Source organism: Trinickia mobilis, assembly GCF_017315705.1.
Lineage (GTDB): Bacteria > Pseudomonadota > Gammaproteobacteria > Burkholderiales > Burkholderiaceae > Trinickia_A > Trinickia_A mobilis.
This window is the reverse complement of sequence record NZ_JAFLRF010000028.1, coordinates 26,302-38,752: the sequence shown is the minus strand read 5'-3', so window position 1 is coordinate 38,752 and position 12,451 is coordinate 26,302. Positions and strand designations below refer to the sequence as shown.

Sequence of the window (12,451 nt, the reverse complement as noted above, 5' to 3'; positions counted from 1 at the left end):
TGCGCGCCAGCAAACTGCGTTCCTCGCCGTTCACGCGCGTGACGGCGGGTGCCCCCGGGTTGATGGCGGCGGTGCTTTTATGATAAAAAACCGGTCCTCAATTGTTCGCGCCAAGCGTGATGCGATTTAAGCCATGACTTATTGCGCGATTGACTTCGGCACCTCGAACTCGGCCGTCGCGCTGCCCATCGGCGGCGGTGTGCGGCTTGCACCGGTCGAGGGCGACTACACGACGCTGCCCACCGCCGTATTTTTCAACACCGACGAACACACGCGCGAATTCGGCCGCGCCGCGCTGGAAGCGTATATCGACGGCTTCGACGGCCGCCTGATGCGCTCGATGAAAAGCATCCTCGGCTCGGCGCTCGCCGAAACCACGACCGACCTCGGCGACGGCTCCGCGATCAAATACACCGACGTGATCGCGATCTTCGTCGATCACCTGAAGGGCAAGGCGGAGGCGTTTGCCGGCGCGCCCATCGAGCAGGCCGTGCTCGGCCGTCCGGTGTTCTTCGTCGACGACGATCCGCGCGCCGATTCCCTCGCGCAGCGGCAGCTCGAAAGAGCGGCGCGCTCGGTCGGGCTCACGGACATCCACTTCCAGTACGAGCCGATTGCCGCCGCGTTCGACTACGAATCGCGGCTCACCGAAGAAGGGCTCGTGCTGGTCGCCGATATCGGCGGCGGTACGTCGGACTTTTCGCTCGTGCGAGTCGGTCCCGAGCGCATGAAACGAATTGAGCGCAAGGACGACGTGCTCGCGCATCACGGCGTGCACGTGGCCGGGACGGACTTCGACCGGCGCGTCGAACTGACGACGATCCTGCGCGAACTCGGCTACCGCTCGCTCGATCCGGAAGGACGCGAATTGCCGAACCGCATCTATTTCGACCTCGCGACCTGGCATTTGATCAACACGGTCTACGGGCCGAAGCGCGTGAGCGAATTGAAGCTGATGCGGCATCTTTACACCGATGTGCGGCAGCATGACCGCCTGATGCGCGTCGTCGAGCGGCGCCTTGGCCACGCGATGGCGGCGCGGGCGGAAGAGGCGAAGATCGGCGTGGCGGCCGGCGGCCAGACGCTGATCGACCTGGAGGCGGTGGAGGAAGACCTGCGGCTCGCGTTCGATGAAGCGCAACTGATCGAAGCCGGCATCGACGAAGCGCAGCGCATCGTCCAAGCCGCGCGCGATACCGTGCAGGCCGCGGGCATCGCGCCGCGCGATGTCGGTGCGATCTATTTCACGGGCGGCTCGACTGGGCTGGCGTTCCTGTCGAACGCCTTGGCCGGAGCGTTTCCCGGGGCGAAGCCGGTATTCGGCGACCGCCTTGCCAGCGTGGCGACCGGCCTTGGAATTCACGCCCAGCGCATTTTTCACTGACGCGTTTTCACGCTGGCCTGGCTCTCTCGTCGGACAAATAAAAAAGCCCCGCATTTGCGGGGCTTTTCAGCATCCTGTTAAGGCTGGGCTGGCTTACGCCGGCTTGATGTTCGCAGCTTGCTTGCCCTTCGGGCCAGTCTTCACTTCGAACGTCACTTTCTGGTTTTCTTGCAGCGTCTTGAAGCCTTCCGTGCGGATTTCGGAGAAATGCGCGAACAGATCTTCGCCGCCGCCGTCCGGGGTGATGAAGCCAAAGCCCTTTGCGTCATTGAACCACTTGACGGTACCGGTTTCCATATTACTTTTTCCTAAACAATGGGTAAAAAAGGCCGAAGCCTTGGGGAGCGCACGAAAATCAAGGAAGGGTAATAGACCAACCGGAGTACCGTTGATGGGGCGAAACTACGAAAGACCAATTCACTCGCCACTTGAAATCCTGCCCGGACTTTATAAGGCGAAAGTCATGAAAGGTCAACCCAATCCCGACAAGCTTGGGGGGCTTTTCGAAAGCGTTAAGAATATATGGCGGGCATAACGCTTACAAATCTTGCAAGCCGGCTGTTTTTTTGTAGTGACTGAACCATTTTGGCGCCATTCGGCGGTTGCAACCGTTAAACTACGCGCCGCGTGGCCGGTTGCACCGAGTGGCACATCGGCCTTCACAGAACGCGTGGCGGTAAGCGCGCCGTGCACGGAGTCTTATGCACTGCCGCACTGACCATGCCTTTTGAGATATCGGAAGGAGAAGTCGTGAAAAGTTCTATTCAACGGAACGTTGGGCCGATTGCACTGATGCTGACAGGCCTGGGTTCGATCATCGGATCGGGCTGGCTCTTCGGCGCATGGAAGGCAGCCAAAATCGCCGGTCCTGCGGCGGTTTGCGCATGGGTGATCGGCGCTGTCGTGATTCTCGCGATTGCTCTGACGTATGCCGAACTCGGTGCGATGTTCCCGGAATCCGGCGGTATGGTGCGCTACGCGCGCTACTCGCACGGCGCGCTGGTCGGTTTCATCAGCGCGTGGGCGAACTGGATCGCGATCGTGTCGGTGATTCCGATCGAAGCCGAAGCGTCGATTCAGTACATGAGCACCTGGCCCTACGAATGGGCGCACGAGCTCTTCGTCAACGGCTCGCTAACCACAAACGGTCTGTTGCTCTCCGCCGTGCTCGTGGTGATCTACTTCCTGTTGAACTACTGGGGCGTCAAGGTGTTCGCGCGCGCCAACTCGGCGATCACCGTGTTCAAGTTCATCATCCCCGGCGCGACGATCCTCGGCCTGCTGCTCACGGGTTTCCATTCGGACAACTTCGGCACGTCGAGCAATTTCGCTCCGTACGGCTGGTCGTCGGTGCTGACCGCGGTCGCGACGAGCGGCATCGTGTTCAGCTTCAACGGCTTCCAGAGCCCGATCAACCTGGCCGGTGAAGCGCGCAATCCGGCCAAGAGCGTGCCGTTCGCCGTGATCGGCTCGATCCTGCTTGCACTCGTGATCTACGTGCTGCTGCAAGTGGCGTATATCGGCGCGGTGAGCCCCGGCGACGTGATGAAGGGCTGGAACCACTTCAACTTCAAGTCGCCGTTCGCGGAACTGGCGCTTGCGCTGAACCTGAACTGGCTGGCGATCCTGCTCTACATCGACGCGTTCGTGAGCCCGAGCGGCACCGGCACGACCTACATGGCGACGACCACGCGCATGATCTACGCGATGGAGCGCAACAACACGATGCCGAAGATGTTCGGCAACGTGCACCCGTTCTACGGCGTGCCTCGCAATGCGATGTGGTTCAACCTGATCGTCTCGTTCATCTTCCTGTTCTTCTTTCGCGGCTGGAGCTCGCTCGCGGCGGTGATCTCGGTCGCGACGGTGATTTCCTACCTCACCGGCCCGATCGCGCTGATGGCGCTGCGCCGCGCGGCAACGGACCTCGAGCGTCCGCTCACCGTACCGGGCATGAAGGTGATCGCGCCGTTCGCGTTCGTCTGCGCGTCGCTCGTGCTGTACTGGGCGAAGTGGCCGCTGACCGGCGAAATCATTCTGCTGATGATCGTCGCGCTGCCGGTGTACTTTTACTTTCAGGGCAAGTCGGGCTGGGCAGGCTGGGGTCGTGATCTGAAGGCTGCATGGTGGCTCGTGGCCTACCTGCCGGCGATGGCGATCCTGTCCCTGATCGGCAGCCATCAGTTCGGCGGCATGGGCGTGCTGCCGTACGGCTGGGACATGCTGGTCGTGGCCATTGTGGCGCTCGGCTTCTACTTCTGGGGCGTGAGCTCGGGCTATCGCACCGAGTATCTGAGCGAGCGCGAATCGCACGATGAGATTCTCGAGGGGATCGGCGCTTGAGCGGTGGGTCGCTGGGTTCCACCTGCTTGATGTGAAAGCCCGCCTGAGCAATCAGGCGGGCTTTTTCTTGACGCTTGCCGTTTCGTCGGTCGCGTCAGTGCGGCCTGGGCGCTTTTAATTCGCGCTGCCGAACACGTAGTTCGTCATCGCCAGCGAGCGCTGGTAGGTGCCAAGCGACTGCCTATCAAGCGTGTAGTCGTCGTCGGCCGCGCCAAGCGCGGAGAACACCGGCAGCAGATGCTCGTCGGTCGGATGCATGAGCACCGCGTGCGGCGCTTGCCGCCGATAGTCGAGCAGTGCATCGACATCGCGCGCGGCGAGCCGCGCTTCGAACCAATCGGTGAACTCGGCGACACGCGGATCGGCGTCTTCCGGCCGGGCGGAAAAGTCGACCGCGCGCAGGTTGTGCGTGATCTGGCCGGAGCCGATTACCATCACGCCGCTATCGCGCAGCGGACGCAGCGCGCGCCCGATCTTGTAGTGATGAGCCGCATTCATGCGCGGCTGGATCGACAACTGCGCGACGGGCACGTCCGCGTGCGGAAACATCAGCAGCATCGGCACCCATGCGCCGTGGTCGAGACCGCGGGCTTCAGTGCGGGCTGCGATTCCCGCTTCGGCGAGCAGTGCAACCGCTTGCCGCGCCACCTCTGGCGCACCGGGCGCCGGATACTGGAATTCGTACAGCGCGCGCGGAAAGCCGTAGAAGTCGTGGATCGTCTCGGGCTTTTCGGCGGTGCTGGCGACGGGGGCCGCAGTCCCCCAGTGCGCCGACAGCATCAGGATTGTGCGCGGACGCGGCAAACGCTCGGCCAGCAATGCAAATTCAGCGGACGGCAGCGACGGATCGATCGGCAGCGTCGGCGCGCCGTGGGACAGGTAGACGGAAGGAAGGCGGGACATTTGGGCAACATCGCGTCGAGCGCGATGCGGAAAGTGAGGTTGCTTCGAATATAGGCGCGTATTGCTGCTTGATAAACCGGCTCAGGCGGAATTGATTGCGTCGCCGCTGTTGGTAATCGGCGGCGTCCGCGCTTCAGCCGTCGACGCCGCGCATTCCCTGCCAGACCGGCGCGGGCGGCGTGCCGATTGCGAACATATCGAGCACCCGGGCGACCGTGTGATCGACCATCTCGTCGATCGAGGCCGGCCGGTTGTAGAACGCGGGTAGCGGTGGAAAAATGACGCCGCCCATTTCGGTCACGGCCGTCATGTTGCGCAGATGCGCGAGGTTCAGCGGCGTTTCGCGCACCATCAGCACGAGGCGCCGGCGCTCCTTGAGCGTGACGTCGGCAGCGCGGGCGATGAGGTTGTCGGAAAGGCCGTGCGCGATGCTCGCGAGCGTCTTCATCGAACAGGGCGCGACGATCATCCCGTCGGTCGCGAACGACCCCGATGCGATGCTTGCCCCCACGTCGCGCACCGAATGCACGACATCGGCGAGCGGATGGACGTCGTCCTTGGTGAGCCCGAGTTCGTGCTGGATGTTGAGCCAGCCGGCGCCGGAGATCAGCAGGTGGGTTTCGACGTCGCCCGTGCGCCGCAGCGTCTCGAGCAGTCGCACGCCGTAGATTGCGCCGGTGGCGCCGGTCATCGCGACAATCAGCCGGCGCGGCGGCGCGCTGCGGGTCTCCATCGAACTTGCCGCTGGCCGGGAGCGTGAAGCGACGCGGACGGCTTTACGCCGCTGCGAACAATTGCTGCAGCTCGCCGGACTGATACATCTCCATCAGGATGTCCGAGCCGCCGATGAATTCGCCCTTCACGTAGAGCTGCGGAATGGTCGGCCAGTTGGAGTATTCCTTGATGCCTTGGCGGATGTCTTCGTCGTCGAGGACGTTGACGGTCTTGAACTGATCGACGCCGCATGCCTTCAGGATCTGCACCGCGCGGCCAGAGAAGCCGCACATCGGGAATTGCGCGTTGCCTTTCATGAAGAGCACGACGGAGTTCTCGCCGACGATTTGCTTGATGCGTTGTTGCGTGTCCATGGGGGGCCTTGCGTTTTGTGGGGTAGAGATAGATCGAAATGATAGCGGAATTCGCCGGGCCGGGCTGAGGGCGGCGCCGGCGTCAACGGCGGGCGATGGCGCGGGCTGGGGCCTCGGCGCCGTTCAGGCCGGCGTTCATCCGCCGTCGATCCACGTGCCGCCGCTGATGCGTTCGATGGCAGCAAGGTCGGCGCGCGAATGCACGCTTTCGAAGCCTTGCGCGGCGAGCAGGGCGCGCACGTCGGCGGCCTGGTCGTAGCCGTGTTCGATCCACAACTGGCCGCGTGACGCGAGGCGCGAGCGCGCGCCGGCCACGATGATCCGGATCGCCGATAAACCGTCCGCCTCGTCGGTGAGCGCGCCGTGCGGTTCGAAGCGCAGGTCGCCTTCAGTCAGATGCGGGTCGCCGTGCCGGATATACGGTGGATTGCTGACGATTGCGTCGAACGAGAGCGCCGGGTCGAGCGCCGTGTACCAGTCGCTTTGCAGCAACTGCAGCGCACCGCCGGGGCGTTTGGCGTCGAGCAGCTTGGTGGCATTGCGCGCCGCCACGGCGAGCGCTTCGGCGGAGCGGTCGAGCGCCCAGACGCGCGCGTCGGGCCGCGCTGACGCAATCGCCACCGCGATCGCGCCGGTCCCCGTGCCGAGGTCGAGCACGCGCGGCGCCGCCGTGCCGTCGAGCGCGGCGAGCGCTGTCTCGACTAGCAGCTCGGTCTCCGGCCGCGGAATCAGCACGTGCGGCGTCACTTCGAATTCGAGGCCGAAGAACTCGCGCGCGCCGACGATCTGCGCGATCGGCTCACCTGCCGCGCGACGCGCTTCGAGCGCTCGATACTGCGCGCATGCGGCGTCGGACAACGGCTCGTCGCCGCGCGTGATCAGTTCGGTTCGGCGCCAGCCGAGCGCATGCGTGAGCAGAATCCGCGCTTCGAGCGCGGGCAGCGCCGACGCGCGCAGCAACGACGCAGCCGTTTGCGGCGTGAGTCCAGAGTCGGCGGCGGTGTTCATAAGCAGGCGCCTTGTTCCGGCAGACGTCGCACGACCTCAGTCGGCGTCGCCCAGCGACGCCAGCAGCTCCGCCTGATGCTCGCTGACGAGCGCGGCGATCAGTTCGTCGAGATCGCCGTCCATGATCGCTTCGAGCCGGTACAGCGTCAGGTTGATGCGGTGATCGGTGAGCCGCCCCTGCGGGAAGTTGTAGGTGCGAATCCGCTCGGACCGGTCGCCCGAGCCGATCAGGCTCTTGCGCGTCGCCGCTTCCTTCGCATGCTGCTCGTGGTATTGCTTGTCCTTGATGCGCGCGGCGAGCACCTTCAGCGCGCGGTCCTTGTTCTTGTGCTGCGAGCGGTCGTCCTGGCATTCGACGACGATCCCCGTCGGAAGGTGGGTGACGCGCACCGCCGAGTCCGTCTTGTTGATGTGCTGGCCACCCGCGCCGGACGCGCGGAACGTATCGATGCGCAGGTCTGCCGGATTGATCTCGACTTCGCCGATCTCGTCGGCTTCCGGCATGACCGCCACCGTGCACGCCGACGTATGGATGCGGCCTTGCGTCTCGGTCGCCGGCACGCGCTGCACGCGGTGTCCGCCGGATTCGAACTTGAGGCGCGAATACGCGCCCTGGCCCGCGATCCGCACGATCACTTCCTTGTAGCCGCCGAGGTCCGACGCGCTCTCCGACATTGTCTCGACCTGCCAGCGCTGGCGCTCGGCATAGCGCAGGTACATGCGCAGCAGATCGCCCGCGAACAGCGCCGACTCGTCGCCGCCGGTGCCCGCGCGGATTTCGACGAAGATGTTGCGGTCGTCGTTGGGATCTTTCGGCAGCAGCATCGTGCGCAGCTCGCCTTCGAGCTGGCTCATCTTCTCGCGCGCGCCGCGCACTTCCTCTTCGGCGAAATCGCGCATCGAAGCATCGGCGAGCAGTTCCTGAGCGGTCGCCGAATCGGTGAGCGCCTGCCGCCAGCGCGCGTAATGCTCGACCACCGGCCCGATTTCGGCGTGCTCGCGCGTGAGCTTGCGGTACTGGTCGAGGTTCGACGTGACGTCTTCGCGGCTTAGCAGGTCATTGAGTTCGGCCAGCCGGTTGGCGAGCTGGTCGAGCTTGTGTTGCATGCTCGTTTTCATGGTGTGGAGCGGGGCTCCCGGGTAGGCTGCAAATCTGAGGTAAGGGGCGGGGGAGCCGCGGGTGGGGAAATAGGTCGATCAGTCTGCCCGCGGAGCTCCCGTAGCGGAGCAAGGATGCGAGGCAGCGCCGCTAACGGTCGGAAGAATTCGAATGCTTGTAGAACCCGCCCAACAGCTCGATGAGCGTATCGCGATTTTCGCTGCTTGCGCGATTGAGCGCGTGAGTCGGGCCGTGAATGAGCTTGTTGGTCAGCGACTGCGACATCGCTTCGAGCACCACCGCCGGATCGTCGCCGCGCGCGAGCATCTTGAGCGCCCGTTCGACTTCCGCCTGGCGCAGCAAATCCGCTTGCGTGTGCATGTGGCGGATCACCGGCACGATGCTGCGCGCATCGAGCCACTGCATGTAGTTCGCGACGCGTGTCTCGATGATCGACTCGGCTTGCGCGACGGCCGCCTGCCGCGACGCATTGCCTTCGCGCACAATGGCGCCGAGGTCGTCGACGGTGTAGAGGAACACGTCTTCGAGCTTCGCGACTTCGGGCTCGATGTCGCGCGGCACGGCCAGATCGACCATGAAGATCGGCCGGTGGCGGCGCGCCTTCACCGCGCGCTCGACGGCGCCCAGGCCGATGATCGGCAGCGTCGATGCCGTGCAGGACACGATGATGTCGAACTCGTGCAACCGCGCGGGCAACTCGGAGAGCGGGATCGAGCGGCCATTGAAGCGCTCGGCGAGCTTCGCGCCGCGCTCGGCGGTGCGGTTCGCGACGACCAGCTCGCGCGGCTGCTGGGCGGCGAAGTGCGTCGCGCACAGCTCGATCATTTCGCCGGCGCCGATGAAGAGCACGCGCTGGTTTGCGACCTTGTCGAAGATGCGCTGCGCGAGCCGCACGGCCGCGGCGGCCATGGACACCGACTGTGCGCCGATCTCGGTCGTGCCGCGCACTTCCTTCGCCACCGAGAACGTGCGCTGGAACAGCTGATTCAGGTACGTGCCAAGCGCGCCCGCCTCGGATGCCGTGCGTACCGCATCCTTCAATTGTCCGAGGATTTGCGTTTCGCCGAGCACCATCGAATCGAGACCCGACGCGACGCGGAACGCGTGCCGGACCGCTTCCGACTGCGGCAGCGCATAGACATGCGGCGCAAGTTCGCCGACCGGAATGCCGTGGTACCTCGACAGCCACTCGATTGCGGTTTCGCGCGCGGCGCGGTCGTCGGTTGCGCAGTAAAGTTCGGTGCGGTTGCAGGTGGACAGGATCGCGGCTTCGGGCGCGTTAGGGGCCGCGCGGCCGAGCCAGAGGTCCTTGAAGGTCGCGAGAGCCGGCTTGATCTGGTCGAGCGGAAACGCCACGCGTTCGCGCAGGGCGACTGGCGCTGTATGGTGGTTGATTCCGATCGTTAAAAGTTGCATGTGCGGGGCTGCAATGGACCCTGGCTGTGGGTGCGGCAAGGCTATGATTCAGCCGCATATTATAGCGTTTCTATGCTGCTTTCATTTTCGCCGCGATCGGCGTCTTCTGGCCCTTTGATCCCTTTGGGCCCTTTGGGCCCTTTGGTTCCTTTGGCCGGCGTCTCGCCGAAGATCCGGTCGAGCTGATAGCCGAAGCCGTAGAGCGGGCTCAGACTGTAGCCCCGCTCCGGATGCAACTGCAGCTTGGTTCGCACGCGCGACGCGTGGGTATCGAGCGTGCGCGACTTGAAGTCGCGCCGCGTCGCCCAGACCGCCTCGAGAATGTGCGCGCGCGAAACCGGGCGCCCGAGGTTCGCGAACAGCAGCAGCGCGAAGCGGCATTCCTTCGGTGTCAGCGTGACGACCTGATCGTCGAATCGTGCTAGACCGCGCGCGACGTCGAACGCATACTCGCCGAAGCGTCCGCGCGACGGGCTGGGCGGACGGCGCACGCCGGCGCGGCGCAAGAGCGCGTCGACCCGCGCGAGCAGCTCAGGTCCGCGCACCGGCTTGCCGAGGCAATCGTCGGCGCCCGCATGCAGGCTCGCGACGATCTCGCTCTCGCGCGGCGCGTGAATCATGACCATGGCCGGCAGGCCGGGCAGGATCGCGCGGGCGGCCGGGATCACGTCTTCGGACGGCAGATCGCCCGCCCACTGGTCCGTAATGAGAAGATCGCAGGTTCGCGTGGCGATCCACGCGAAGAAGTCGTTGCTGTTGGTGAAGTGCCGACAAGTATGGCCGCCGGCGAAGAGCAGCCGGTCCATTACTTCGGCGTGGCGAGAATCCGGTTCGATAAGGGCGATTCGCATGGATGGGCGTCAGCGGCAGCGCGCGCACTTGCTTAACATTTTTCCGACCCCTAAACTCGACCGCTGCACAGAGAAATGCCGTGCTGATCTTTTGGTTGAATGAGATAAGAATGCTATTAAGGCGTCTGCGCAGTGCCTATGGGATTAGTCTGAAAATAATGCGAGGGTGCCGCTGATGGGCTGGCCGGGAATCGTCGTGCTGGGCGCTGTCGTCGGCTCGCTCGGCTGGCGGCTTCATCCGCTGCGCCGCACGGGCCGCACCCGTCCTTGGGTTGCCGTGCTGATCGGGGTTGCGGCAGCCAGTGCCGCCAAGATGGCCGGCAGTGTGACGGGCCTTTTCTATGATGGCGACACGCTCGAATGGCCGGTTTGCACGGCCATCGCACTTCTCGCCGTTGCCGTGACGGTCGGCTTGGTCTCCCGTCGATGAACGCTTGCAGGCTACATAATGAATATCCGACTTCCTGAATCCGCTGCCCTCGGCGAATCCATTCCCGAGCGGCTGGCGCGGCTGCGCGGTGCGATGGCGCGCGCGGGGCTCGCCGCCTATATCGTTCCGTCCGCCGATCCGCACCTCTCCGAATATCTGCCGGAGCGCTGGCAAGGCCGTCAATGGCTGTCGGGCTTCAAGGGCTCCGCTGGCCTTCTCGTCGTCACCGCCGACTTCGCGGGCCTCTGGACCGACAGCCGCTACTGGGTGCAGGCCGAAACCCAACTGGCGGGCAGCGGAGTGCAGTTGATGAAGCTCGTGTCCGCGCAACAGTCGCAGGCGCATGTCGATTGGCTGGCGCAGAACCTTCCGGCAGGAGCGACGGTCGGCGTCGACGGCGCAGTGCTGGGCGTCGCGGCGGCGCGCGTGTTGACCGATACGTTTTCCAGGCGCGGCATTGCCTTGCGGACCGAGGTCGACTTGCTCGACGAGATTTGGCCGGGACGCCCGGCGCTGCCGGACGTGGCTGTCTATGAGCACGCCGCGCCGCATGTCGGCGACGCGCGCGCCGAAAAGCTCGCCCGGGTGCACCGCGCGATGCAGGAAAACGGCGCGCAATGGCATTTCGTCTCGACGCTCGACGACCTCGCGTGGCTCTTGAACCTGCGCGGCGCCGACGTGAAGTACAACCCGGTGTTCGTCGCGCATGCGCTGATCGGGCTCGATGGGGCGTCGCTCTTCATCGGCGACGGCAAGGTGCCGAAGGAAACGGTCGATGCGCTCGCGCGCGACGGCATCCGCGTCGAGCCGTATCAACGCACTCCCGCCGCGCTTGCGGCATTGCCGGCCGGCTCGACCCTGCTCATCGATCCGCGCCGCGTGACATACGGCCTGCTGCAGGCGGTGCCGGCGTCCGTGAAAATCGTCGAGGCGGTCAACCCGTCGACGTTCGCCAAATCGCGCAAGACCGCGAGCGAAGCCGAACACGTGCGCGCGACGATGGAACAGGACGGCGCCGCGCTCGCCGAGTTTTTTGCGTGGTTCGAAAGCGCGCTCGCCAAGGGCGAGAGGATCACCGAACTCACGGTCGACGAACGCCTGACCGCCGCGCGTGCGCGCCGGCCGGGCTTTGTGTCGCTGAGCTTCTCGACGATAGCGGGCTTCAACGCGAACGGCGCGATGCCGCACTACGGCGCGACCGCTGCGTCGCATTCGACGATCGAAGGCAACGGTCTGCTCTTGATCGACTCCGGCGGTCAATACGTCAGCGGCACGACGGATATCACGCGGGTCGTGCCGGTCGGTACGGTTTCGGCGGATCAAAAGCGCGACTTCACGATCGTGCTCAAGGCGATGATGGCGCTCTCGCGCGCGCATTTCCCGCGCGGCATCCGCTCGCCGATGCTCGACGCGATCGCCCGCGCGCCGATCTGGGAAGCCGGCCTCGAGTACGGCCACGGCACCGGCCACGGCGTCGGCTACTTCCTGAACGTGCACGAAGGCCCGCAGGTCATCTCGCACTACGCACCGGCCGAGCCGTTCACGGCAATGGAGGAAGGGATGATCACGTCCGTCGAGCCGGGTATCTACCGGCCGGGCAAGTGGGGCGTGCGGATCGAAAACCTCGTGTTGAATCGCGTCGCTCAAGAGACTGCGTTCGGCTCGTTCCTCAAGTTCGAGACGCTCACGCTGTGCCCGATCGATACGCGTTGCATCGAGCTGTCGTTGTTGCGCGAGGACGAGCGTGCGTGGCTCAACGCGTATCACGAGACGGTGCGCACGCGCGTCTCTCCGCACGTGTCGGGCGACGCGAAGGTGTGGCTCGAGACGCGGACGCAGCCCATCTGATCGTCGCGCATCAAAACTACGTTTGGGCGAACAGCGCGCTGGCCGGCAATCGGACTTCGG

At 64.8% G+C, this 12,451-nt stretch carries 12 protein-coding genes; 4 read left to right on the top strand and 8 right to left on the bottom strand.

What is annotated here, in order from left to right:
- Positions 1–133 precede the first annotated feature (133 nt).
- Positions 134–1,384 (top strand): Hsp70 family protein, encoded by a 1,251-nt coding sequence (locus tag J3489_RS27295; protein WP_207003513.1) that lies wholly within the window; start codon positions 134–136, stop codon positions 1,382–1,384.
- Between the two features lie 93 nt (positions 1,385–1,477).
- On the opposite strand, the gene J3489_RS27290 is transcribed toward J3489_RS27295, so the two are convergent.
- Complete coding sequence (locus J3489_RS27290) at positions 1,478–1,681, bottom strand: cold-shock protein (protein ID WP_060858913.1); 204 nt, start codon at positions 1,679–1,681, stop codon at positions 1,478–1,480.
- A gap of 453 nt (positions 1,682–2,134) precedes the next feature.
- Between J3489_RS27290 and J3489_RS27285 the strand changes: the two genes are divergently transcribed.
- Positions 2,135–3,727: an APC family permease gene (locus J3489_RS27285; RefSeq protein WP_207003511.1), complete on the top strand. Its 1,593-nt coding sequence runs from the start codon at positions 2,135–2,137 to the stop codon at positions 3,725–3,727.
- A 114-nt stretch (positions 3,728–3,841) separates the two neighbouring features.
- Here J3489_RS27285 and J3489_RS27280 read toward each other — a convergent pair whose 3' ends face one another.
- The 7 genes from J3489_RS27280 to J3489_RS27250 all read right to left on the bottom strand — a co-directional run bounded on the left by J3489_RS27280 (position 3,842) and on the right by J3489_RS27250 (position 10,113).
- The gene (locus J3489_RS27280) at positions 3,842–4,630 is read right to left on the bottom strand and encodes a DODA-type extradiol aromatic ring-opening family dioxygenase (RefSeq protein ID WP_207003509.1); all 789 of its coding nucleotides are present in this window, start codon (positions 4,628–4,630) and stop codon (positions 3,842–3,844) included.
- A 133-nt stretch (positions 4,631–4,763) separates the two neighbouring features.
- On the bottom strand, positions 4,764–5,363 hold the full coding sequence (locus J3489_RS27275) for a UbiX family flavin prenyltransferase (RefSeq protein ID WP_207003507.1): 600 nt from the start codon (positions 5,361–5,363) through the stop codon (positions 4,764–4,766).
- Between the two features lie 43 nt (positions 5,364–5,406).
- A complete protein-coding gene (grxD, locus tag J3489_RS27270) occupies positions 5,407–5,718 on the bottom strand; it encodes a Grx4 family monothiol glutaredoxin (RefSeq protein ID WP_207003505.1) in 312 nt (103 codons plus the stop codon).
- Positions 5,719–5,853: 135 nt separating this feature from the next.
- Positions 5,854–6,726, bottom strand: coding sequence for a peptide chain release factor N(5)-glutamine methyltransferase (prmC, locus tag J3489_RS27265; protein WP_207003504.1), 873 nt, complete (start codon positions 6,724–6,726; stop codon positions 5,854–5,856).
- 36 nt (positions 6,727–6,762) lie between these two features.
- Positions 6,763–7,845, bottom strand: a complete 1,083-nt coding sequence (gene prfA / locus J3489_RS27260) for a peptide chain release factor 1 (protein WP_207003501.1) — start codon at positions 7,843–7,845, stop codon at positions 6,763–6,765.
- 130 nt (positions 7,846–7,975) lie between these two features.
- Positions 7,976–9,262, bottom strand: coding sequence for a glutamyl-tRNA reductase (hemA, locus tag J3489_RS27255; protein WP_207003499.1), 1,287 nt, complete (start codon positions 9,260–9,262; stop codon positions 7,976–7,978).
- A 59-nt stretch (positions 9,263–9,321) separates the two neighbouring features.
- Positions 9,322–10,113 (bottom strand): response regulator transcription factor, encoded by a 792-nt coding sequence (locus J3489_RS27250; protein WP_207003497.1) that lies wholly within the window; start codon positions 10,111–10,113, stop codon positions 9,322–9,324.
- Positions 10,114–10,288: 175 nt separating this feature from the next.
- Between J3489_RS27250 and J3489_RS27245 the strand changes: the two genes are divergently transcribed.
- Positions 10,289–10,543, top strand: a complete 255-nt coding sequence (locus J3489_RS27245; protein ID WP_207003494.1) for a hypothetical protein — start codon at positions 10,289–10,291, stop codon at positions 10,541–10,543.
- 18 nt (positions 10,544–10,561) lie between these two features.
- Entirely contained in the window at positions 10,562–12,391 is a 1,830-nt protein-coding gene (locus J3489_RS27240) for an aminopeptidase P family protein (protein ID WP_207003492.1), read from the top strand.
- The last annotated feature ends 60 nt before the right edge of the window (positions 12,392–12,451 follow it).

What these genes read in the sequence shown, in the direction of transcription:
- J3489_RS27295 (WP_207003513.1), top strand. Translation starts at nt 134, where the DNA reads ATGACTTATTGCGCGATTGACTTCGGCACCTCGAACTCGGCCGTCGCG.
- J3489_RS27290 (WP_060858913.1), bottom strand. Translation starts at nt 1,681, where the DNA reads ATGGAAACCGGTACCGTCAAGTGGTTCAATGACGCAAAGGGCTTTGGC.
- J3489_RS27280 (WP_207003509.1), bottom strand. Translation starts at nt 4,630, where the DNA reads ATGTCCCGCCTTCCTTCCGTCTACCTGTCCCACGGCGCGCCGACGCTG.
- J3489_RS27275 (WP_207003507.1), bottom strand. Translation starts at nt 5,363, where the DNA reads ATGGAGACCCGCAGCGCGCCGCCGCGCCGGCTGATTGTCGCGATGACC.
- grxD (WP_207003505.1), bottom strand. Translation starts at nt 5,718, where the DNA reads ATGGACACGCAACAACGCATCAAGCAAATCGTCGGCGAGAACTCCGTC.
- prmC (WP_207003504.1), bottom strand. Translation starts at nt 6,726, where the DNA reads ATGAACACCGCCGCCGACTCTGGACTCACGCCGCAAACGGCTGCGTCG.
- prfA (WP_207003501.1), bottom strand. Translation starts at nt 7,845, where the DNA reads ATGAAAACGAGCATGCAACACAAGCTCGACCAGCTCGCCAACCGGCTG.
- hemA (WP_207003499.1), bottom strand. Translation starts at nt 9,262, where the DNA reads ATGCAACTTTTAACGATCGGAATCAACCACCATACAGCGCCAGTCGCC.
- J3489_RS27250 (WP_207003497.1), bottom strand. Translation starts at nt 10,113, where the DNA reads ATGCGAATCGCCCTTATCGAACCGGATTCTCGCCACGCCGAAGTAATG.
- J3489_RS27245 (WP_207003494.1), top strand. Translation starts at nt 10,289, where the DNA reads ATGGGCTGGCCGGGAATCGTCGTGCTGGGCGCTGTCGTCGGCTCGCTC.
- J3489_RS27240 (WP_207003492.1), top strand. Translation starts at nt 10,562, where the DNA reads ATGAATATCCGACTTCCTGAATCCGCTGCCCTCGGCGAATCCATTCCC.